The sequence below is a fragment of the Moritella viscosa genome (assembly GCF_900120065.1).
Classification (GTDB): Bacteria; Pseudomonadota; Gammaproteobacteria; order Enterobacterales; family Moritellaceae; genus Moritella; species Moritella viscosa.
This window is the reverse complement of sequence record NZ_FPLG01000005.1, coordinates 87,299-109,596: the sequence shown is the minus strand read 5'-3', so window position 1 is coordinate 109,596 and position 22,298 is coordinate 87,299. Positions and strand designations below refer to the sequence as shown.

Annotated in this window: 18 protein-coding genes and 8 tRNA genes; 2 read left to right on the top strand and 24 right to left on the bottom strand. The window is 40.0% G+C overall.

The window, feature by feature from the left end:
* Nucleotides 1-7: 7 nt before the first annotated feature.
* The 4 genes from luxS to BT797_RS01030 form a co-directional block, all read right to left on the bottom strand.
* Nucleotides 8-517, bottom strand: coding sequence for an S-ribosylhomocysteine lyase (luxS, locus tag BT797_RS01045; protein WP_045108941.1), 510 nt, complete (start codon nucleotides 515-517; stop codon nucleotides 8-10).
* 239 nt (nucleotides 518-756) lie between these two features.
* On the bottom strand, nucleotides 757-2,352 hold the full coding sequence (gshA, locus tag BT797_RS01040; protein WP_045108940.1) for a glutamate--cysteine ligase: 1,596 nt from the start codon (nucleotides 2,350-2,352) through the stop codon (nucleotides 757-759).
* A gap of 87 nt (nucleotides 2,353-2,439) precedes the next feature.
* On the bottom strand, nucleotides 2,440-5,316 hold the full coding sequence (locus BT797_RS01035; RefSeq protein ID WP_075470901.1) for a M16 family metallopeptidase: 2,877 nt from the start codon (nucleotides 5,314-5,316) through the stop codon (nucleotides 2,440-2,442).
* 39 nt (nucleotides 5,317-5,355) lie between these two features.
* Entirely contained in the window at nucleotides 5,356-5,775 is a 420-nt protein-coding gene (locus BT797_RS01030) for a YqaA family protein (RefSeq protein ID WP_045108938.1), read from the bottom strand.
* 243 nt (nucleotides 5,776-6,018) lie between these two features.
* Between BT797_RS01030 and BT797_RS23745 the strand changes: the two genes are divergently transcribed.
* On the top strand, nucleotides 6,019-6,186 hold the full coding sequence (locus BT797_RS23745; protein ID WP_045108937.1) for a hypothetical protein: 168 nt from the start codon (nucleotides 6,019-6,021) through the stop codon (nucleotides 6,184-6,186).
* Nucleotides 6,187-6,447: 261 nt separating this feature from the next.
* Complete coding sequence (locus BT797_RS01025; RefSeq protein ID WP_045108936.1) at nucleotides 6,448-7,248, top strand: alpha/beta fold hydrolase; 801 nt, start codon at nucleotides 6,448-6,450, stop codon at nucleotides 7,246-7,248.
* 68 nt (nucleotides 7,249-7,316) lie between these two features.
* Here BT797_RS01025 and BT797_RS01020 read toward each other — a convergent pair.
* The 20 genes from BT797_RS01020 to lspA all read right to left on the bottom strand — a co-directional run bounded on the left by BT797_RS01020 (nucleotide 7,317) and on the right by lspA (nucleotide 22,224).
* Nucleotides 7,317-7,408 (bottom strand) — tRNA-Ser (locus BT797_RS01020).
* Nucleotides 7,409-7,484: 76 nt separating this feature from the next.
* Nucleotides 7,485-7,561 (bottom strand) — tRNA-Arg (locus BT797_RS01015).
* A 24-nt stretch (nucleotides 7,562-7,585) separates the two neighbouring features.
* A tRNA-Arg gene (locus BT797_RS01010) sits at nucleotides 7,586-7,662 on the bottom strand.
* Nucleotides 7,663-7,742: 80 nt separating this feature from the next.
* A tRNA-Arg gene (locus BT797_RS01005) sits at nucleotides 7,743-7,819 on the bottom strand.
* Between the two features lie 69 nt (nucleotides 7,820-7,888).
* Nucleotides 7,889-7,965: transfer RNA gene (locus BT797_RS01000), tRNA-Arg, on the bottom strand.
* A 42-nt stretch (nucleotides 7,966-8,007) separates the two neighbouring features.
* Nucleotides 8,008-8,084 (bottom strand) — tRNA-Arg (locus BT797_RS00995).
* Between the two features lie 89 nt (nucleotides 8,085-8,173).
* Nucleotides 8,174-8,250, bottom strand: a tRNA-Arg gene (locus tag BT797_RS00990).
* An 85-nt stretch (nucleotides 8,251-8,335) separates the two neighbouring features.
* Nucleotides 8,336-8,427 (bottom strand) — tRNA-Ser (locus BT797_RS00985).
* Between the two features lie 201 nt (nucleotides 8,428-8,628).
* Nucleotides 8,629-8,820: a carbon storage regulator CsrA gene (csrA, locus tag BT797_RS00980; RefSeq protein ID WP_006033372.1), complete on the bottom strand. Its 192-nt coding sequence runs from the start codon at nucleotides 8,818-8,820 to the stop codon at nucleotides 8,629-8,631.
* A gap of 120 nt (nucleotides 8,821-8,940) precedes the next feature.
* The gene (locus BT797_RS00975; RefSeq protein ID WP_045108935.1) at nucleotides 8,941-10,164 is read right to left on the bottom strand and encodes an aspartate kinase; all 1,224 of its coding nucleotides are present in this window, start codon (nucleotides 10,162-10,164) and stop codon (nucleotides 8,941-8,943) included.
* Nucleotides 10,165-10,299: 135 nt separating this feature from the next.
* Complete coding sequence (alaS, locus tag BT797_RS00970) at nucleotides 10,300-12,921, bottom strand: alanine--tRNA ligase (RefSeq protein WP_045108934.1); 2,622 nt, start codon at nucleotides 12,919-12,921, stop codon at nucleotides 10,300-10,302.
* Nucleotides 12,922-13,171: 250 nt separating this feature from the next.
* Nucleotides 13,172-13,510 carry a nitrogen regulatory protein P-II gene (gene glnB, locus BT797_RS00965; RefSeq protein ID WP_006033375.1) on the bottom strand — a complete coding sequence of 113 codons (339 nt, stop codon included), beginning with the start codon at nucleotides 13,508-13,510 and terminating at the stop codon, nucleotides 13,172-13,174.
* A gap of 114 nt (nucleotides 13,511-13,624) precedes the next feature.
* Nucleotides 13,625-14,059, bottom strand: a complete 435-nt coding sequence (locus BT797_RS00960; RefSeq protein WP_045112373.1) for a type IV pilin protein — start codon at nucleotides 14,057-14,059, stop codon at nucleotides 13,625-13,627.
* A gap of 11 nt (nucleotides 14,060-14,070) precedes the next feature.
* Nucleotides 14,071-18,210 (bottom strand): pilus assembly protein, encoded by a 4,140-nt coding sequence (locus tag BT797_RS00955; protein WP_075470894.1) that lies wholly within the window; start codon nucleotides 18,208-18,210, stop codon nucleotides 14,071-14,073.
* Nucleotides 18,211-18,219: 9 nt separating this feature from the next.
* Nucleotides 18,220-18,654, bottom strand: a complete 435-nt coding sequence (locus BT797_RS00950; RefSeq protein ID WP_045108932.1) for a hypothetical protein — start codon at nucleotides 18,652-18,654, stop codon at nucleotides 18,220-18,222.
* Nucleotides 18,651-19,631: a PilW family protein gene (locus BT797_RS00945; RefSeq protein WP_045108931.1), complete on the bottom strand. Its 981-nt coding sequence runs from the start codon at nucleotides 19,629-19,631 to the stop codon at nucleotides 18,651-18,653. The genes BT797_RS00950 and BT797_RS00945 overlap by 4 nt, the downstream gene beginning before the upstream one ends.
* Complete coding sequence (locus BT797_RS00940; RefSeq protein WP_075470892.1) at nucleotides 19,628-20,068, bottom strand: type IV pilus modification PilV family protein; 441 nt, start codon at nucleotides 20,066-20,068, stop codon at nucleotides 19,628-19,630. Before BT797_RS00940 ends, BT797_RS00945 begins: the two co-directional genes overlap by 4 nt.
* Nucleotides 20,069-20,318: 250 nt before the next feature.
* The gene (gene ispH, locus BT797_RS00935; protein WP_075470890.1) at nucleotides 20,319-21,263 is read right to left on the bottom strand and encodes a 4-hydroxy-3-methylbut-2-enyl diphosphate reductase; all 945 of its coding nucleotides are present in this window, start codon (nucleotides 21,261-21,263) and stop codon (nucleotides 20,319-20,321) included.
* 12 nt (nucleotides 21,264-21,275) lie between these two features.
* On the bottom strand, nucleotides 21,276-21,722 hold the full coding sequence (gene fkpB, locus BT797_RS00930; RefSeq protein ID WP_045108928.1) for an FKBP-type peptidyl-prolyl cis-trans isomerase: 447 nt from the start codon (nucleotides 21,720-21,722) through the stop codon (nucleotides 21,276-21,278).
* On the bottom strand, nucleotides 21,712-22,224 hold the full coding sequence (lspA, locus tag BT797_RS00925) for a signal peptidase II (protein ID WP_045108927.1): 513 nt from the start codon (nucleotides 22,222-22,224) through the stop codon (nucleotides 21,712-21,714). Before lspA ends, fkpB begins: the two co-directional genes overlap by 11 nt.
* Between the last annotated feature and the right edge of the window lie 74 nt (nucleotides 22,225-22,298).

Here is a 22,298-nt window from a genome sequence, read left to right as displayed (position 1 = left end):
TTAATCATTACAATTTATTCAGGATTTCGTCTGCTAACAGCAAATCATCATTCTGGTTCACACCAATACCCGCGGTAATAATAGCCTGTGCAATTTGTTTTGCTTCTTCTAACGAATGCATCAGGTAAGTACCACATTGATACTCGTTTAATTCAGGGATCGCATTCTGATCTTCAACCATAAGTACATCTTGCATTGCTGCTAACCAAGCATCTGCAACTTGTTGTTCAGTTGGAGCGCCAATTAGGCTCATGTAAAAACCAGTACGACAGCCCATTGGCGAAAGATCAATAATTTCTACCGTTGCTGAATTGAGATGGTCACGCATAAAACCAGCGTAAAGATGTTCTAAAGTATGAATACCTTTTTCACTTAAAATATCTTTATTGGGAGCACAGAAACGCAGGTCAAAGACAGTAATAGTATCTTTGCTTGGTGTTGCCATTGTTTTGGCAATACGTACTGCAGGTGCATTCATGATGGTATGGTCGACCGTAAAACTATCCAGTAATGGCATTATTAACACTCCGTTGAAATAATTTAGTAAACAAATAATAATTTTATGAACCATTGCTTAATGCTGTAGTCAGATTAAGTGCAAGAGTTGTTTTTTCATTTTTAGGAGCCTTATTAAGGCTCCTTTTTTTTATTTTCCAACTACTACAATTATTTATGAACCATAACTAAATCCTGTAGTCTGATTCATTGCAAGAGTTGTTTTTTCATTTTTTAGAGCCTAATTTTAGGCTCTTTTTTTTACCCATTTTTAGTTGATGCAAAGTATTCACTTAAGAACGCATCAAAATCAAGCGTATCTTCCGCTTCTATCTGCTGTTGTTGCACGACTGATTGCTGCTGCATTTTATTAAAATAAGTATCATCCCAATGCACATAATCTGCCGCTAATAATTCTGCTTTATACTTCTTTGCTAAGTTTAAAATAAAATCATTATGCTCTAGACCTTGTACCTTCATTGCCGCAAGCACTTGCCCAGACAATAACGAATCGGGACGCTTAATCAATACCTGTTGTTCAGCAACCGCTTGAGAAAAATGACTCGCATCAGTCTTAGTAGCGAGTTCTGCGCCATCCAATAGCCCTGCTACCAGCTGTACTTCAGTAAGAATATGCTCAGCAACATCAGCAAGTACTTGTTCCTGACCATCAAGTTGTAATGTTAAACCAGGTTTACGTCCTTCCATCACCACTTTCGTACTGTTATCACGACAGACAGCCATTTCGTCAGCCGTCATTGGTGCAGAAGGCTGCAGAGCCATCCAAACTAACAAGCTATCTAACACTGACATCTGCGCAGTTGTAATACCCGTAGCTACAAATGGGTTCACATCCAAAGAACGGATCTCAATATACTCAATACCACGAGCAGCTAATGCTTCTGAAGGTTTTTCATTTGGCTTAGCGACACGCTTAGGTCGAATCGGCGCATACAGTTCATTTTCAATCTGCAAAACATTGTCATTAAGCTGGCGATACTCACCATCAACCTTAATACCGATATTGGCAAATTCAGGTGCTTTTGTTTTAATCGCTTTTTTCAAGCTGTCGGTATAATTCTCTAGCGTATTATGGCAAATAACCAAATCATCTTGCGCATTATTGGTATAACCCAAATCACTCATGCGTAACGATGTGGCATATGGCATATATAACGTATCTTCACCCAATGTTGAGAACGGTGCTTGCTTCTCCGCCGGTAAGAATGAACGGTTTAACGCAGGAGATGCACCAAATAGATAAGGTACTAACCAACCATAACGATAAAAATTACGGATAAGTCCCATATAGCTATGGGAAATAAAATCTTGGAGTTCGCCAGTTTCCCCCTTAAGATCATAAAGCGTTTTCCAAAAAATAACGGGTAATGACACATTATAATGCAGACCTGAAATAATTTGCATACTACTGCCATAACGGTGTTTTAAACCGATGCGGTAGGTATGCTTCATTTTACCTGTATTAGATGTACCATATTTAGCTAATGGAATATTTTCTTCATCACAAACTTGGCATGGCATACTCGAAGGCCAAAATAGCTCACCATCAAGGTTTTTAACTACATTGCGATGAATATCACTCAATTGCTGTTGCGCCTTGGCGGCACTGTCGCTAACAGGTGTAATGAATTCCAATAAGCTTTCAGAATAGTCTGTGGTAATGTGCTGATGACTTAATGCTGAGCCAAATGCTGCAGGATGGCTGTTCTGTGATAAGCCTCCTACTTCATTTACGCGTAAACACTCTCGTTCAATGCCGCGCGTGATGCCGTTTAGCGACTGTATATTACTTGGCTCTGATAATTTCGAGATCAGAGATTTAAATGTAACGTTCAAATTAAATCCACCAATGAACTATATAAAAGTATCACCTTAAAAATTGCGCGATCAATAGAGCAATCTTTAAGGTTAATTTCAAGTCTATTATTTATCTAACAGATCAAAAATCTGAATATCTAAACCAAAGTCTTGAACCTGTTTTTCAATCAACTGACGATCACCAACCACAATAACAGAAAATTTATCGCTCGATAAGTAAGTCTTTGCTAATGCCTGAATTTCAGACTTATTCATCATTTGAATGATCTTTGCTTGCTGCTCTACAAAATCAGGTGATAAATCCAATAATAATAACTGCATTAAGAAATTAGACTTCTGAGCAGGTGTTTCATAAGACAAGGCTTCCTGCTGTGAAACCGCACTCTTCATATAAGCCAGTTCAGAATCAGTGATACCACCGTCTGTATAAGCTTTTAACTCTTTTAACGTTTCTTTGATTGCATCGCCAGTTACTTCAGCGCGAACATCCGCAGATGAAGAGAAAAAACCATATTCACGGTCAGCATAAAATCCGGTCATCGCACCGTATGTATACCCTTTATCTTCGCGTAAATTCTGATTCAAACGACTGTTAAAGTTACCACCTAAATTAAAGTTCATTAGATTAGCTTTAAAGAAATCACCTGTCACATCATACGCTACCGCGGGTGATATTACTTTAATTACAGACTGTACTGCATCTGGCTTATCAACAATATAAAGTGTGTTCGGTTGCCATAACGGTGCTTTTGCTAGAGCTGGGTAACTCACTGCAGGTAAATGAGCGCCTTGCTGTAAAAAGCCTAACGACGTCGTAACAGCAGCTTCACTAACATCACCAACCACCACTATTTTAGCTTCTGCTAAGTTATAATATTGCTGATAGTAAGCAAGTACATCATCACGCGTTAATGCAGCTTGATTTTTTAATGTACCAGATGATGGGTTGCCAGTAACACGGTCTTCACCATACAAAATACGCTGTGTAGCTAATTGCCCTAACCAACCGACTCTTTGCTGATTTTGTAATGAAGCTTGTCTTGACTGAGCCTTAACACGCGTGAAATCAGCGTCAACAAAACCCGGTTTAAAGAGTTTCTCTTCTAATATTGCTAATGTTGCAGGTACATTTTTCGATAAGCTGTTAACACTGATACTCGTGCCATAAAGACCAGCAGAAAAATTAATGCTACTACCTAGTAATTGTAATTGATCATTAAGCTCTGCCGATGAATGTTGCGTTGTAGATTGATTCATCATAGCGGCCGTTAGTTTCGCAATCCCTTGCTTATCAGCGTTTTCAACACGTCGACCACCTTTTAAATTAATCTGTATGCTAACGGTTGGAGTTTCATCGTATACCGTACCAAGTACTTGAATATCATTCGCGAGCGATTGACGCCATAACATCGGTAATATTTGCTGTGGATTACTGCCCGCTTGTGGCATCACTGAACGATCAAAAGTATCTTCCGTCGTTCTAACTGCTAATGTTCGATCTAGCTGCGTGCTTTGCTTACTAATATCACGTGGTGCGGGTGTAAAAGTCGACGCATGAGCGATATATTCCAACTTACCCTTAGGCACAACACTCATGATTACTTTTGGCTTATTTTCGAGATATTTTTTATAACTAGCAATCCCTTCTTCTGCTGTGATCGTGTCGAAAACGGATAACCCCTTGGTTAAGTAATTAGGATCATTCATCAAGGTTTCGCCTAACGCAAGCTCTTTTGCTTTGCCTGCGACACTTTGCATACCAAATATAGCGGAGCTTTCAATGATCGAACGTAATCGGGTTACTTCAGAAGCTGCGATGCCTTTATCTGCTAATTCTTTTATCGACGCATTAATATTCGCTAATAACGGGGCTAGCTCCATCCCTTTGGCTGGGTTAGGCTGCGTATAGATATCAAATGTACAACTTAGTTCACTGCAGCTGTGGTAAGCAGCCACATTTGTTGCATAACCTGTTTCCACTAAATTCTTATACAAAAGTGAGTTTTTTCCTCCCCCTAAGGCATAAGCAAACAGGTCGAGTGGCGCTTCATCTTTATGCCCCATATATACTGTTGGATAACTGATATACAACATCGGCTGTGGCACGTTATCTTCTAAGGTAATATAACGATCTTTATCAAGGCTAACAGGCACAGGTTGCATATCTTTTACTTCAGGGCCTTTCGGGATTGTCGCAAAATACTGATTTACCCAAGCCAAGGTCTCTGCTTTATCAAATTTACCGGCAATCGTCAGCGTCGCATTGTTCGGGCCATACCAACGTAAGAAGAATTGTTTTAAATCGTTCACATCAACGCGATCCAAATCTTCAATATAACCAATTGGCTGCCAAGCATAAGGATGATTTCGTGGATATAAAGCTTCACCAACTCGTTCACCAAGTAAACCGTAAGGGCGATTATCTACACGTTGTGAACGCTCGTTTTTAACGGTTGCACGTTGGATCTCGAATTTACGTTGATCAACTGCATCTAATAAAAAACCCATACGGTCGGCTTCTAACCACAGTATTTTTTCTAATTGATTTGCAGGTACTGTTTGATAATAATTCGTTCTATCTTGATTTGTGCTGCCGTTCATTGAACCGCCAGCTTCATTAACAATTTTAAAATGCTGCTGATCACCAACATTTTTACTGCCTTGGAACATCATATGCTCGAAGAAATGCGCAAACCCTGATTTACCGAGCTCTTCACGTGCAGAACCAACATGGTAAGTCATATCAATATACGTTAACGGATCGGAATCGTCTTCGTGCAAGATAACAGTCAGCCCATTGCTTAACTGGTATTTTTCATAGGGTATTAGCAAGCTGCTAGGCACTTTTTCTTGCTGTTCAACTAGTGTCATTCCACTAGGCAGTGCTGCGGTATTACGGTCTTTATCCAGTAATGAGCACCCACTAAGTAACAACATTGAAGAACTCAGTACAACGGCACCATAAAAAGAATTCAAACGCATCAAAAATTCCTCGTCAGTTTAAAATTAAATATAAAATAATTAGCTAATAGAACTCATAAACCAGATAATAATTGCATAGCGAATTGCTTTACCTAGCATAATAGCGATAAAAGAAAGAACAGGATTTAAACGTAACCAACCTGCTAATAAACAAAAAACATCACCGAAAACAGGCAACCAACTAAATAGCAAACTACTCCAACCCCATCGTTGGATCACGCCATGTACACGGCGGTAGTGCTTATTTTCTGAAAAGTCGATTGGCTTTTTCGCATAAATAAAATACCCCATGTAAAAGGTAAGAATAGACCCTAATACATTGCCACTGGTCGCCATAATAAAAAGCTGCCAATGTGACCACGAACCTTCAACTAACATCGCGGTTAATAATATTTCTGAACTACCAGGTAAAATGGTCGCAGATGTAAAACTACTTAAAAATAATAACCAAAGACCCATCTAATCCTCTAAATTTCATTTACCCACAGTGTTATCACTAAGAGAATTAAGTCACACTATATATTGAAGTTAGACGTATAATCAAAGCTAAGCATGCTAGTGTTATGCTTAACGCACTTATAGGTATACGACTGGCAGTATTTAACCGTTCTATAAATATTAAGTGCATAATTAAAAGTGGTAGGACAGTTTAGCCACTATATAATTCAATAAACAGTGATAAATCGCTACGTAGGGGAGTTTATGTTTAAATTTTTTCTATTACCTTTAATACTAAGCATCTTGTGGTTCGGATTCTTACAATATAATAACTGGACCATACAACAAGGTAAAAAAGGCTTTATCTATATTATTGGTGGTACAACGGCTACCATCGCATTTCTTAGTTTGATGATATTTTTAACTCAATAGCAACCAACTTTAACGGCTTACAGTGATAACCTCATCACCAAATCAATTTAATACACAAAGTCGATAGTCTGCTAAAAAATGCTTATTACATCAAATAAGCATGATCTTAACGTTTAAAAAAATAATAAAATTGGAACCAGTTCGCAATCTAAATAAAGAAGCATAGATCAAAGGTTAAAATGGTAATAGAGTAATAGCTCTACTTTATTTACCCGATAAAATACTGCAACGAATAACTTTGCGGCTATTAAAGGAATGACTATGACAGAAAAACTCAGTATTGGTGATATTGACGTGCTTATCGAAGGTACAGGAAAAGATACTATTGTGATGATCCATGGTTGGCCGGATACTTACCGGATATGGGATGATCAGGTTGCTACATTAAAAGATTCTTACCGCTGTGTGCGTTTTACACTGCCTGGTTACGCTATCGATAAACCACGTAAGTATTATGATCTTGCAGACATAATTGAGACGATTGATGCCGTTGTTAATAAAGTAGGGGCTGGAAAACCTGTTACCTTACTAATACATGACTGGGGTAGCTTTTTCGGTTACCAATATTATATGCGTAATAAGTCCAAAGTAAGTAAAATTATTAGCATTGATATTGGCGATGCAGGTTCTTCCGAGCACGTACTCACCAGCAAAGCTAAAGCCTTTATGTTTGCCTATCAAATATGGCTCGCAGCAGCTTGGAAAATAGGTGGCACCATCGGTGATAAGATGACCCGTAAGATGGCAAAGGCATTAAATGCACCAGGAGATCCTACGACCATCACCTCAGCGATGACCTATTCCTACTACTGGAAATGGAGTCACACACTTACAGGGCGTCCTTTAGGAAACTTACCCATCGACATCACCTGTCCACTGCTTTTTGTTTATGGAAAAAATAAACCGGGTATGTTCCATTCTAAAAATTGGGAACAAAAAATGGCGGCCATTCCAGGTAACAGAGTCGTCGCGCTTAATACTCGTCACTGGGTAATGACAGAGCAACCAGAAGTATTCAATCAGTTGCTGATAGAATGGTTAGAGTCTCAGAAAATAGAATAGGTATGAATTGAGAGGGTGAGTAAATTTTAGGCATAAAAAAACCGCAATTAAGCGGTTTCTTTATTTAATGGCGGAGAGGGAGGGATTCGAACCCTCGATGGGATTTAAAGCCCATACTCCCTTAGCAGGGGAGCGCCTTCGGCCACTCGGCCACCTCTCCACACAAACCCTATTATTATGAAAAACATCGACAATGTAAAGACTTACATCGGAACAATTCATAATAATATAATAAATGGTGCGGATGGGAGGATTCGAACCTCCGACCGCCTGGTTCGTAGCCAGGTACTCTATCCAGCTGAGCTACATCCGCACAAAAAATTATATTTAAAATAGATGGTGCGGATGGGAGGATTCGAACCTCCGACCGCCTGGTTCGTAGCCAGGTACTCTATCCAGCTGAGCTACATCCGCACATATTCTATTTTAAGAACTTGTTTTATTTTACCGTTTAACGAATTAAACCATAAAAAATAAATTGTGGTTTGAACAAATGGTGCGGATGGGAGGATTCGAACCTCCGACCGCCTGGTTCGTAGCCAGGTACTCTATCCAGCTGAGCTACATCCGCACATAATTTGTTCTGTTAGGTTTACGTTCTACAACGTCTAGTTTGAAATCTCTAGTTGATTTGAATAAATGGTGCGGATGGGAGGATTCGAACCTCCGACCGCCTGGTTCGTAGCCAGGTACTCTATCCAGCTGAGCTACATCCGCACATAATCTATTCTGTTGTATTTATTCGTGAGTTAAAACCAATGGTGCGGATGGGAGGATTCGAACCTCCGACCGCCTGGTTCGTAGCCAGGTACTCTATCCAGCTGAGCTACATCCGCACATATTTGGTCTAACCTATAATTGTCATAATTAGATTAAGTGCTTTCAACTTCTACTAATTACTTAGAATTAATTCTAATCGAAATAATGGTGCGGATGGGAGGATTCGAACCTCCGACCGCCTGGTTCGTAGCCAGGTACTCTATCCAGCTGAGCTACATCCGCATAACAATTATTTCTTACAACGTCCAAAAAGTTGACCAAAACACTATAACATATTTTTCAATATGAGATAGGAGCAGGACAACAATGGCGGAGAGGGAGGGATTCGAACCCTCGATGGGATTTAAAGCCCATACTCCCTTAGCAGGGGAGCGCCTTCGGCCACTCGGCCACCTCTCCGTGTTGTTGGCGCTCATAATACGGGTACTGGAAAATAAGTCAAATATTAATTAACAGCACTCAAGTAACTGTTTAAGTTTCAAACAACAAAACTACTATTGCAGCAAAAACGGGATGAAAGTCCCAAAACATTCAAAAAACAGATAAAAAAAAGGGCTTAGCATCGCTAAACCCAGTCTGTAATAATTTTATTATTCTAATTTAGAAGTTGCCTTCAGGGCTTTCGCCTTTTTCTGCTTGAATTCGCATGTAGATCTCTTCACGGTGAACAGATACTTCTTTAGGCGCATTAACACCGATACGAACTTGATTACCTTTAACACCTAAAACAGTAACTGTAACTTCATCACCGATCATAAGTGTTTCGCCAACACGGCGCGTCAATATTAGCATTAATTTATTCCTCAACTAATTCATTATATTTTTGTTAAGCCGCTTATTATTCTATTAAAAGCTTCAATGTAAAACAAGAAAAGAATAAATAAGACTTAATTTGCTGTTAATTCACTCAGTTCAAGCAACATCTAAGTTGAATGCAGCGTGCAATGCACGAACACCGAGTTCTAAATATTTTTCGTCAACGATTACTGAAATCTTAATTTCAGAGGTTGAAATCAACTGCATGTTGATTCCTTCACGACCTAAAACTTCAAACATTGTTTTAGCGACACCTGGATGATTCCACATACCGACACCTACTATTGAAATTTTAGCAATACGATCGTTACCTTGCACATCTTTTCCAGATAATTCTTCACAAGTCTTTTCCAAGAGGACTTTTGCGGCTTGGTAATCATCACGGTGAACAGTGAAGGTAAAATCAACAAGGCCATCTTTACCATGTGCATTTTGGACGATAACGTCAACATCAATACCTGCATCACCAATTGGCGTTAAGATATTAGCTGCAACTAAAGGTTCATCAGGGATACCTGATATTGTTAAACTTGCTTCATCGCGGTTAAACGCAATGCCAGATATGATTGCTGATTCCATTTTTTTTACGTCCTCGTAAGTAATCAATGTCCCTTCACCGTCTTCAAATGAAGATAGTACACGTAAAGGTACATTGTATTTCCCTGCAAACTCGACCGAGCGAATTTGTAATACTTTGGCACCTAGGCTCGCCATTTCAAGCATCTCTTCGAAAGTGATGCAATCTAATTTCCGTGCGCGCGGCTCAACCCGAGGGTCGGTGGTATAGACGCCATTAACGTCAGTATAAATCTGACATTCATCAGCTTTCAGTACAGCGGCAATTGCAACTGCGGTAGTGTCCGAACCGCCGCGCCCCAGCGTCGTGATATTATTATCTTCATCACGACCTTGGAAACCAGCAACTACGACCACTTTACCTTCATCTAGATGACGTTGTAAGTTGTCTGTTTCAACAGTTTTGATGCGAGCCTTACCATGGCTGTTATCGGTTTTCATTTGAACCTGATCACCTGTCATTGATATCGCATCGACACCAGCTTTTTGCAGCGCGATGGTTAACAATGCAATCGTAACCTGTTCACCCGTTGAAACTAATACATCCATTTCTCTGCGATCGGCGTTCTCATCGAGCGCTTTCGCCATACCCAGTAAACGATTAGTTTCACCAGACATAGCCGACACGACCACAACTATTTGATTTCCCTGTTCACGAGATTTTTTCACTCGCTGGGCAACAGCTTCAATTCGTTCAATAGAACCGACTGAAGTACCCCCATATTTTTGTACATACAACGCCACAACAACTTCCTTTAATAACCTTTAAATTTATCACCGCCTGTGCTCAAACAGCGAGCAGGACTGCCTGTTCGTTGTGATTACACTGTTTATTTGAACTTAGTTAGCAACGATATGTTGCTAACTAATAATACTAACTTATAGTTTTTCAGTTAACCAAGGTGTCACTGATTCAAGTGCAGCAGGTAACGCTTCTGGGTTTGAACCACCCGCTTGCGCCATGTCTGGGCGACCGCCGCCTTTACCGCCAACTTGAACTGCTAGGTAGCTTACTAGCTCACCCGCTTTCACTTTACCAATTAGATCTTTAGTTACACCCGTGATCAGGTTAACTTTACCTTCGCCAGGAATACCAAGAACAATAATACCGCTTTGCAATTTATTCTTCAGTTCATCCATCGAGCTACGCAGCGACTTAGGATCTGCGCCTTTTAGATTAGCAACAAGTACTTTAACACCGTTAATCACTTGTACCTGGTCGATCAAGTTAGCATTCGCAGCACTTGCTACTTGTACGTTTAACTTCTCAACTTCTTTTTCTAGGCTACGATTACGGTCGAGTACTTGACTCACTTTTGCCACAACTGTATTTTGGTCCGCTTTCACTAAACCTGCTGTTTCTTGCATTTTAGCCACAAGATCGTGAACATATGCTAATGCAGAATCACCAGTTACCGCCTCGACACGACGAACACCTGCAGCGATACCGCTCTCAGATAAGATTTTGAAGAAACCAATATCACCAGTACGTTTAACATGCGTACCACCACACAGTTCAATAGAGAAGTCACCCATGCGCACTACGCGCACTTCATCATCATACTTCTCACCAAATAATGCCATTGCACCCGCTTCGCGCGCAGCATCAATGTCCATAACTTCCGTTACAACTTCGTGGTTGGCACGAATTTGTGCGTTAACTAAACGTTCAACTTCAAGTAGTTGCGCAGAAGTTACACCTTCAAAGTGTGAAAAATCGAAACGTAAACGTTCAGGTAATACTAATGAACCTTTCTGCTGTACATTTTCACCAACAACTTTACGCAATGCAGCGTGTGCTAAGTGAGTCACTGAGTGATTAAGGCCAATAGCTTTACGACGGTTAACATCAACGTCGGCAATAACTTGGGTATTTACTTCGATAACACCTGAAACTGAACCGAAATGAACCGTTGCATTACCCGCTTTCTTGGTATCTGTTACCGTAAATACAGTATCACCAATTTTGATCACACCTTGGTCACCAGATTGGCCACCCGCTTCTGCGTAGAATGGTGTTTTGTCTAAAACAATCGCACCTTCTTGGCCGTCATTTAAGAGCTCAACTTCAGTATTATCTTTAATTAGTGCAACAATTTGCGCATCAGATGTCAACGTTTGATAACCCAAAAATTCAGTTGTAACATCAACTTTTAGCATTTCGTTGTAATCAGTGCCGAAGTTAGAACCTTGACGAGCACGATTACGCTGCTCTTCCATTGCTACTTTAAAGCCATCTTCATCAATCGTCAGCTCACGTTCACGCGCAATATCAGCCGTTAAATCAGATGGGAAACCATAGGTATCGTAAAGTTTGAATACCACATCACCAGGAACAACTTTACCGTCTAATTGCGACAGTTCATTGTCTAAAATGTTCAGACCACGTTCAAGAGTTTTACCAAACTGCTCTTCTTCGATAAGTAAGATTTTCTCAACAATGGCTTGTTGTTTTACTAAATCTTCAGAAATATCACCCATGAGTTCGACCATTTTCGCAACAAGTTTGTTGAAGAATGGACCTTTAGCGCCAAGTTTATTACCGTGACGAACGGCACGACGAATGATTCGACGTAGTACATAACCACGACCTTCATTTGATGGCATCACACCGTCAGAGATCAGGAAACTACATGCACGAATGTGATCGGCAATTACACGTAATGATTTGTTTTCTAAATCTGTTGTACCAATAAGCTCAGCAACATGCTTGATTAAGCTTTGGAAGATATCGATTTCGTAGTTTGAATGTACATTTTGCATAATTGCAGAAATACGTTCAAGCCCCATACCTGTATCAACAGATGGCTTTGGTAATTCTTCCATTGTGCCGTCAGCTTGACGGTTAAACTGCATGAATACCAGGTTCCAGATCTCAATAAAACGGTCACCGTCTTCTTCTGGTGAGCCCGGAACGCCACCCCAAATATCTTCGCCATGGTCGTAGAAGATTTCAGAACATGGTCCACAGGGACCGGTGTCACCCATCGACCAGAAATTATCTGATTCAAATTTCTTCTCTGGTGATTTGTCACCGATACGAATGATTTTATCTTCAGGCACGCCTATTTTGTTCGCCCAGAATGAAAATGCTTCATCATCACTTTCATAAACGGTAACCAACAGTTTTTCTTTTGGTAGTTTCAAAACAACGGTTAAGAATTCCCATGCAAATAAGATCGCATCTTCTTTGAAGTAATCACCAAAGCTGAAATTACCTAGCATTTCAAAGAATGTATGGTGACGCGCAGTATAACCTACGTTATCTAAGTCGTTGTGTTTACCACCAGCACGTACACAGCGTTGAGACGTTGTGGCACGTGTATATGAACGTTGTTCTGCACCTAGGAATACGTCTTTAAATTGGTTCATGCCCGCATTTGTAAATAACAAAGTTGGATCATTAGCAGGTACAAGTGAGCTACTTGTACCTTTGTTGTGCCCTTTACTGGCAAAATAATCAAGAAACGCGTTGCGGATCTCAGCTGTAGACATTGTCATGGAATCGTCCTGGGTGCTTTAATTATGAGCGATTGTTTAAATTAAATAATGAAAACGGATCTGTTAATGAGGTGATTATACGCAAACCGCGTCAAAATGCTAACTCAGAGAAGCCCTTGAGCCGTGATTTTGTGTGTGTTAATCGTTCGAATCAGCTTAGATTTAGGAGCTAAAAAAAAACACCGAACATAAATGCTCAGTGTTTTTGTAAAATCATTCAATTATCAGCGACTCATCTCACTGATAGTTATCAAATTGCTTCTTCGTTTTCTTCACCAGTACGAATACGGATCACACGTTCTACTGCGGTAACAAAAATCTTACCGTCACCGATTTTACCTGTATGCGCAGTTTCAACGATAGAGTCGATGCATGCATCAACATCATCGTCTTGCACAATAAGATCGAGTTTTACTTTAGGTAGAAAATCAACCATGTATTCAGCACCACGATAAAGCTCGGTATGACCTTTTTGACGGCCAAAACCTTTCACTTCAGATACAGTCATACCTGTAATGCCAATTTCTGCAAGCGCTTCACGTACATCATCAAGTTTAAACGGTTTAATAATCGCTTCAATTTTTTTCATGTTCAGTCCCTGTTAGCCCCTAAATATAACTATTAGCATACCGAAGCAAACTCGAATTGCCAATCAGACGAGTAATTAAATCGATGAAATCGCTAAATTTCTTTTTTATAAAAATCACCAGCAATCTGCTGTTGCTTCATTTTCACTATTCATCGACGCCGTTGAACCAAGGTTATCAATGGTAAAAGAGGCGCAATTTGTATCATTAGCCTGCGTACTGCCAGCTTCGACAGTCGCAATTATCGTATAGTTGTTTACAGTACTACTCACGCCAAGTGCAAAGGTGTAATAGTCACTGTCATCATTCCAGCCAGAGTCCGATAAAGTATTCGCCGCGCCACTGGCTAATGAGGTTGCATACTGTCTATTATCTAAATAAAACTGCTCTTGTAATAACTGCGCTTTATACAATGCCGTTTTTGCATCATTACGATTGTTATTCATAATATAAGCACTGTAAGAAGGGTAACCAATACCCGCTAAAATGCCGATAATAGCGATGACGATCATCAATTCAACCAGGGTAAAACCTGTTTGTTTCGTTGTCATTATAGTTATCATTACTGCACCGCCTCATTGAAGTAACGGTAGGTCCATTTAGGAGTTAGCGTGACAGCGGTGTCGATCAGCCCTGTTAACGTTGGTGCACCATCTACAGTCGTACTATCGCCCTTACCTGCACCGAGTATACGCAATATGGACTTACCATTATAAATGCGAGCATGAACAGAAAGATCTTTCGCTACTACATTGGCTAAACGGCGATAAAACTTGATTTTACCCGTATTCATATTAGCCTGATAATAGTGACTATTTCCTGATTGATTAAAGACGCATTGCTGAGCTGTAACAATATAATCGTTAGTAAAAGGGGTGTAGGTATTAAAATGTACCACGCCATTGATAACAACAGCATTACCGAGTGATTTTTCACCGCCATACGTGCCATCAGCGGCATCGTCTTCATTCAGCTCAAATTGCCACCCGTTAATATTATTTTCAATATCAGTTGGTATAGATGCAGGTGTCACATCTTCATTGTTTGGATCAAGCACTGGTGAATATAATATTGTGGCTAAATCGCTGGCAATCAAAGGTGAATCGCCCGTACCATTTCCCCAAACCGTAGGATAAAGAGAGTCATCTTTAATATTATAAAAATAATTTCTAACCTCTGTATCCGAATTCGGTCGCGTAATATCGCCACTCCCAATTAATATACCATCGTATAATTTGCTACCATCCTTTGCTCTCACAATTGAAGGTGCATTAAAGAAACGACGATCATTACCTTCACTATTACCACCTAAACTCGCGAGCTTTCTGACTTTCCATTTACCTGTATCAACAGATGAACCAGATAAAGTCAATACAGCGGGCATATCGACCCTGTAAATATTGCCACCAGTATCTCCGGCATAAATTCGATCAGTATAACCATCACCATCACTATCAAGTACAGCGACTTGACTAGCAATGCCATCTTCAAAGCTATGGCTACTGGTGCCATTTTCAAAAGCTTTAATGATATCCCCAGTTAACGCATCAACCACATAAATCGCCCGTCCTTTTGTATCTTGACCAGAGCAATCAGTCGCACATGTATCTTTTCTCGGATCATAACCTCCAGAAAATATCAGTACCGGTTTACTGTTATCACTTTCACTGCTGCTTTGAAATACTTTTGTCACGACCGGTTTAGACCACGTCTGTCCTAATTCCGTATAATTTTGATTGGATTTATTCGTTGTACTATCCACACTCCATTTCAATGATGGTGCTTCGGTACCAACACCAAGATCTATCGTGTAATAAGCACTGCCACCTCTACGCATCCCAAATGTAACGAGATGCTTTACTTGTGTCGAGTCAGAATATTTAATATCAACAGCAGAACCATCAATTCCATATTCACGTTGAACACCTGCGGCCAATACACCACTACCGCGTAATGAAAGTGCGTACTTTAATTTATTCTTAGGAATAAAAGCCCACTTCTCTTCTACTGCTCGTCCTTTGTCTTCAAATGCATGGAAGAACCCAGCATTAGTACCGATAAATATTTGTGGGTTCATCGGATGAGTGGAATCCCCAAACTGGATAACCAGGGGAGAAGAATGCATCGGGTCTCCAAAAATATCCTTTCGATACTCTTGCCCTGTCGCATCAATCCCTAACAACCAATTAATATTTTCAACAACATGCTGACTAATTTCCTCATCCGAATCATTAGCATCAACTTCAATACCTAATTCAATTGCGAGCTCTCTATCCTGACCAGCTGAAAAACCATAAGCGGTTTTTAAATTAGCTACATTTAAATCGACTAGAGGCTCGGCCAAATCATCATTGTTAAAGTAGATTTCACGAGGGTTAAATGTAGCACTGGCGCCCGACACCGGTGAACGTAATGAATAAGCTTCAACCACACCACCCGCCTTAATCGAGTTAGTTTTATCGCTTGTACTCCAGCCACTATAAACAGAATCCTTAAAATACGTAGTCGAACTCGCACCTGAAGCCGTAGAGGCTAATGCAGCCTTGAAGACTGGATCCGCTGTAGATGTTGCAGATTTGCTCCAAGCACTTAAAATACCAGCATCCGTAATCTTAAACTTCTTCAGATTACCCATCCAACGACTTGTGACATTGGCTTCAAACATAGAATAATAAACATTACCGCTATTTTGAGTCGCGTAACTTGAATCTATAGAAGTGCCTACATTACTTGCAGTACTATTTTGTCTTGCTCTTATATCATTAAAAGCATTTAATAACTGAGTTCTTAGTGCGTTAGCATCGGATGCACGATAGTATTTCCCCCCTCCATTTTCAGCAGTCTTATCGAGTAAGTTTTCATTCGCTGCCGGAATCCTAGTATTATCATTCTCATCCACAGTACCAATACCCACAGTATAAGTAATAATACGTTCGGTTACATCGGGCGTACTAGGGTTCATATCATTCGTCGCGAGCCAGTGCGACAAAACTGGCATATAGTTTTTCTTACAATCAGTATCAGCCATATCGACAGCTTTGCTTACGTCGGCATTCGGTAAGCTTTTAATTTCTGAATTTGCGTCATCATCGTGATCATGTGCATTAATAATACTTTTACATTTTAAAAAGTTAAAGGGACTATCTGTAACATCATGGTAACCAGGCGAAACAATAATGATATATGCCTCTGTTTGACAAGTTTGACTCCATTCCATTAATGGGTTGATATATTTACGGTCATCATTATCATCATTATCCTCGGAGTTGTTACTGCTGTCATTGTCATCCTCTTCAACGCTTCGATCTCGATTAGGTTTAGACAACAGAGAGAATTTATCTCCATATTTGATCTGTTTACCATAAAGATATAAATACCCTTCGTATAAACTTTCGCAGAGACCAGCCCGATTTCTCCTTGTCGTAATAATATCGCCGACTTTATTTTTAAGCACACGAGCAGAATTAGTGTCATAGGTTTTAATACCAGATAAAATCCGTCCACCATGATTATTCGCGATTTTAGACCAAAGTTTATAACCTTCATTTGAATTAAAAACTTCCAGGCCTGTTTTTATATCCCTTGTATCCAACATCAAATCAAGAATGACTTTCTTTGCTATTTGTAAGTTGGACAGCTTAAAATTACCATCAACCACACTGCCATTTTTAGCCAGTTCTGCCCATTTAACTAAATTTTCAGAGTAGACATACGCTTTATTTTCAGACTCCGTGATCGAATGAGGCGTGCTACCATAACCAGCATGCCAAATTGAATCCCAGGTTCCATTATCAAGATTACTTAAATCCAAAATAGATTCTGAGCCTGCAACTGGGTAGCCTTGTCTATTTAAGTCTTCTGCATAGTTATCATTTACACCATCACCTGAATATTTATCATTCCCATCAGTATCTTTACCTATGTAGCCACCTTCAGGTCGTGGCATTATTTGATTATGTTCATAACCTGGATTTTTTTTACCGTCTTTACCTGTTGTTTCGATATCAGTCTTGCAATCAACATAGTTATATACAAAATTCGGGACCAGATTAGCCGCCGCTCTGCCCAGAGGGCCAAATGCTCTAAATATATTTTTTAACTCTTCAATAAAATTAGTTTTCTCACCAATTTTTTGCCAGCTATATTTTGTTTGAGGGATATAGAATAATCCCCACCAACCCCATTCAACCCCCTTTTTCTGCCAACGTTGATAGAAGTCCTGAAAAGCCCCTAACTCACCTTCTAAATCTTTGAGTGCCATAAAGCAATTCATCTCTAACGATTCAAATTTATCATTAGAACCAAGACGAGGGATCGTTTTTACAAAATTAATATATGCAGGATTTAAAGGCGTTTCTGGATTTTCTAGCCCCTCTTTTGCAATAGCAATAAGGGAGCTATGATCTAAACCAACAGCATCTGAGGTTTGAGAATAATAATAAAATTCATCACCAAATAAGTTATCTGTCAACTTTTCACCCAAGGTGTCTGATACCGGGGGGTAAGCAATATGTGGGTCATAACGGCGAGGGTAAGGATAATCAACCTTATCTTTCATGTGTGAAGATATATCGAGAATAATAAGAACTTGTGGTTCTCTATTTTTTAATTCAGCTTGATAAATCTCACTTTCATCAGCAATAACGCTGAGACTTAATATGGCTAACAAGACGATACTGACTGGTTTGAAAATCCTTTTCATTGCCTATTCCTATTTATTTTTCACTGCCAAAAATTGCTGTTCTACGCCAGCGGTCATTGCTAGACCTTTAACTCGCGGGCCATCGTTTTGTGTAAAATCCATTTTCACAAATCGACAGTTAATTAAATTGACACTCGAAGCATTTTCACTTCGCTTACAATGACCTTCTCCGCGCTGCTCTAGAGTCACATGCGAAGTACCGCTCGTACTTAAAGCGGAACTAGCACCCTCCCCCCACGCCATAATATCGTTAATTAAATTAGGGTTACTCATCACTTCACTAACGCTGCCTAATAACGCTTGCTCATTCGCTAATTTGTCTTGCGTCAAACCTATCGAATGTTGTCCTAATCGTGTTTGGGTTATCACGGCAGCAGCCAATGAAGTAATGACAACCAATATAATAATCACAATAAATAAGGTAACGCCTCGCTGGTTTTTCATTGTGTCACCGCCATCATGTTATTTTTTATCACGACCGTTGTTGATAATAAAAAACGACGATAATTATCATCATCAGGCGGATTAAACGGACTAAACCTGTCGTTAAACGTGGCATCATTGTTTAATGTTAAATCTCTATTCTTAGCACGTGCTAATACATAAATACGCGCAGATATAAGCTGATTAGTACGCCACATCAAGTCGGTAATATTACTGCTTGCAAGGTAACTTTCAGGTCGGCCATCACCGTTAGTGTCGACACCAAAATCAATTCGGATTTGTTCTATATTGCTAACAACCAAATCATTAATAAATACACCGTTAATAAGACTAAAACGGCTTAATCGGGGGCTATTTGTATCATGCGCTTGGACAAAATAGGTGTGATGTAAGTAAGGATATATTTCGGCGTTAGCTATACTAGGGGCTGTACCTGTAAATAACTGCGCTTGCATAGGTGAAATCGCAACATAATAACGATTAGCTTGAGGATTAGGGGTAATCACTCCCCGAATACGTGCTATCGACAATACGTCACTGTTTGCTGCAAGAGCATAACCATCATCATTCTCATCGTTTTCATTCTCAAAACAATTAGCGACAGTAACATTAATGACTCCATCAATCGGCGTCCTCACGATCCAATTGGCTTTATCTGGAAAATGTAAATTATCATCAGCCGCGGGACCACCGACTGGCACCACACTACAATCACCAGCGGCAATATTCTTAGGCACTTGGATATCAGCAAGTCCACCGCCAGAAAATTCAGCAAAACTACCGATAGCTCGTACGTCTTCCACTAATACTTGCAAGGCCAATTGTGCCTGTTGCTGTAAATTGGAAACGGTTGAAGATCGATTAGCCGAGACTTTGGTATCCACAAACATCGTTGTGATAGACACCATAAGCACCAAACCAATAACCAGCGCAATCATCAGTTCAACTAAATTAAAGCCCGCTTGCTTCGCTCTCATATAGCCCCCTTGATGAAGCTAGTTAGCATTACTTGTCGACGATTCGTTACTGGGGTCCCACAGTTTTTACTCGCTTCTGCAGCGTCTACTCCTTGAACTTGCCAGCTAACAGCAACCGTAACGGTAGCTCCGATATTACGACATAAGTCCATATTACTACGCTTAGCAGAGCTTGCCACATTGGTAAGAATGCTGGTGAGTATTTCATTTTGAGTCTCTGATGAACTTGAAGAGGGGTTAATCCAAGCAGTATTCGCCCGTAACTCTTGCAACGCCGTACGCGCAAGATATGAAGCTTCAATTTGCTTGTCTGTATCTGCTAATGATTTCTTCGCAATCCCTTGCAATGCCACGATGCCCAACAGGCCAACGGCAAGGATGAATGATGTGATCATCACTTCAATGAGACTGAATCCAGATTCCTTTCTAGATTGCATAACTAACTCACTTAAATAATTTAGACACCACCATGTTACACATATGTTTATTTTATGTAAACACGACGCGTTTTATTCTGTGAGACTCAGCATTAATTAAATCAATGATTCAATGCGGTAGCAAACCAAGTAGGTATTCAAATAAAATTATAGGGTATAGAGGCGAGATATTAGATATTAGTTAAAAAGAGTTTATGAGTGGATAAAGCTCGTCGAGTCGATGACTAAACGAGCCTATCAATAGCGCGAGTTAATTTACTTGCTTAACACGTAATTCGGCTGGCACTTCAAATATCGTATTTTCTGGACGCCCTTCGACTTCAGTCACCAGTTTACCTCCGTATTCTTGGAGCTTTTCAACAACCTGATCGATCAACACTTTAGGTGCAGACGCGCCTGCTGTAACACCAATCTTAGCTTTACCTTCCAATAATACAGGGTCAATATCACCTGCATTATCAATAAGGTAAGACGGGACACCAAGGTTTTCAGATTTTTCACGTAGACGGTTCGAGTTTGATGAATTTTTAGAACCAACCACAAACATAATATCAACCATGCCTGCTAGTTTAGATACCGCATCCTGACGATTCTGTGTTGCGTAACAAATATCATCTTTACGTGGTCCCCTAATTTCTGGGAAACGTTCACGCAGTGCGTCAATAATAGCTGAGCAATCATCTACCGATAACGTAGTCTGTGAGCTATAAGTTAGGTTTGTCACATCTTTAACATCTAAAACGGCAACATCCGCAATCGACTCAACCAGATACATACCACCATCAGCATTGTCATACTGACCCATAGTACCTTCGACTTCAGGGTGACCCTTATGACCAATCAATACACATTCAATACCACGGCGACTCGCACGAGTCACTTCCATATGTACTTTTGTCACAAGCGGACAAGTTGCATCAAATACTTTTAGGTCACGACGTTTAGCTTCGGCTTGTACCGCTTTAGATACGCCATGCGCACTAAAAATAACCACTCGACCGTCTGGTACTTCATCAAGTTCTTCAACAAAAATAGCACCGTTCTCTTTTAAGCCATCCACCACATAGCGGTTATGCACGACTTCGTGACGTACATAAACAGGGGTTTCAAACAGCTCAAGCGCACGTTCAACAATACTAATAGCACGGTCAACACCAGCACAGAAGCCACGAGGGTTCGCGAGTAAAATTTCCATCATAAACCTTATTTATTCTACATTGATTTCTAAAATTTCAACTTTAAACGTTACAACTTGTCCAGCTAACGGATGATTAAAATCGACAGTTACCGAGTCACCAATCACATCACGGATCATACCTGGTAATTCAGCACCGTCTGGCTGAGTAAAGCCAACAATCAAACCGACTTCCGCTTTTACTTCGGTAAATTTAGCGCGGTCTAAATAATAAATATTATCTGGATTAGGCTGTCCGAATGCATCTTCAGGTTGCAGCTCAAACTTGTTTTTATCACCGACAGTTAAACCTAATAAACAGCGTTCAAAATTAGGCGTTAAGCTACCATCACCAATCACTAACTTGGCAGGCTTACCTTGTAGTTCAGTACTATCAGCAACAGAGCCATCTGCTAAGGTAATAGTAAAATGCATTAGTACTTGGCTATCGTTACCAATTGTTGCTACGTTAACTGTCATTTGATGATTCCTTGTCATTTTTACTTTCCATAATGGCTTCCAAGATTAACATCGCGGCACCAATACAGATCCAAGTATCTGCTAAATTGAAGATAGGGAAATGGCTTGTATCCCAGTACACATGTAAAAAATCAATTACATAGCCATGAATAATACGATCATATAAATTACCTAACGCACCACCTAAAATAAGTGCGTAAGCAATATTGCTCCAATACTGCTGAGCCGCTTGTTTCTTTAACCAATAAATCAACAAGCCGGAAACTGATACCGCGATTACGCCAAAAAACCAACGCTGCCAGCCGTCTGCATCTGCAAGCATACTAAATGCCGCACCATAGTTACGTGCATAGGTAAAATTAAACACAGGCAACACATTTATCGATTCACCTAATTGAAAGTTGTTCACCACAAAAGTCTTGGTACCCAAATCAATAAAAAATACGACAACGGCTAGCCACAGCCAAATTAATCCAGTTCTCTTTGTTGTGCCTACGGTCATTATTATCCTCTGATACGTCAATGTGATGACGATAAATATAATGCGACGACTGCATTGTTATTGGTATCAATCCA

Coding starts and splice junctions, on each gene's coding strand:
- luxS (WP_045108941.1), bottom strand. CDS start 517: ATGCCATTACTGGATAGTTTTACGGTCGACCATACCATCATGAATGCA.
- BT797_RS01035 (WP_075470901.1), bottom strand. CDS start 5,316: ATGCGTTTGAATTCTTTTTATGGTGCCGTTGTACTGAGTTCTTCAATG.
- BT797_RS01030 (WP_045108938.1), bottom strand. CDS start 5,775: ATGGGTCTTTGGTTATTATTTTTAAGTAGTTTTACATCTGCGACCATT.
- BT797_RS23745 (WP_045108937.1), top strand. CDS start 6,019: ATGTTTAAATTTTTTCTATTACCTTTAATACTAAGCATCTTGTGGTTC.
- BT797_RS01025 (WP_045108936.1), top strand. CDS start 6,448: ATGACAGAAAAACTCAGTATTGGTGATATTGACGTGCTTATCGAAGGT.
- csrA (WP_006033372.1), bottom strand. CDS start 8,820: ATGCTAATATTGACGCGCCGTGTTGGCGAAACACTTATGATCGGTGAT.
- alaS (WP_045108934.1), bottom strand. CDS start 12,921: ATGACAATGTCTACAGCTGAGATCCGCAACGCGTTTCTTGATTATTTT.
- glnB (WP_006033375.1), bottom strand. CDS start 13,510: ATGAAAAAAATTGAAGCGATTATTAAACCGTTTAAACTTGATGATGTA.
- BT797_RS00960 (WP_045112373.1), bottom strand. CDS start 14,059: ATGACAACGAAACAAACAGGTTTTACCCTGGTTGAATTGATGATCGTC.
- BT797_RS00955 (WP_075470894.1), bottom strand. CDS start 18,210: ATGAAAAGGATTTTCAAACCAGTCAGTATCGTCTTGTTAGCCATATTA.
- BT797_RS00950 (WP_045108932.1), bottom strand. CDS start 18,654: ATGAAAAACCAGCGAGGCGTTACCTTATTTATTGTGATTATTATATTG.
- BT797_RS00945 (WP_045108931.1), bottom strand. CDS start 19,631: ATGAGAGCGAAGCAAGCGGGCTTTAATTTAGTTGAACTGATGATTGCG.
- BT797_RS00940 (WP_075470892.1), bottom strand. CDS start 20,068: ATGCAATCTAGAAAGGAATCTGGATTCAGTCTCATTGAAGTGATGATC.
- ispH (WP_075470890.1), bottom strand. CDS start 21,263: ATGGAAATTTTACTCGCGAACCCTCGTGGCTTCTGTGCTGGTGTTGAC.
- fkpB (WP_045108928.1), bottom strand. CDS start 21,722: ATGACAGTTAACGTAGCAACAATTGGTAACGATAGCCAAGTACTAATG.
- lspA (WP_045108927.1), bottom strand. CDS start 22,224: ATGACCGTAGGCACAACAAAGAGAACTGGATTAATTTGGCTGTGGCTA.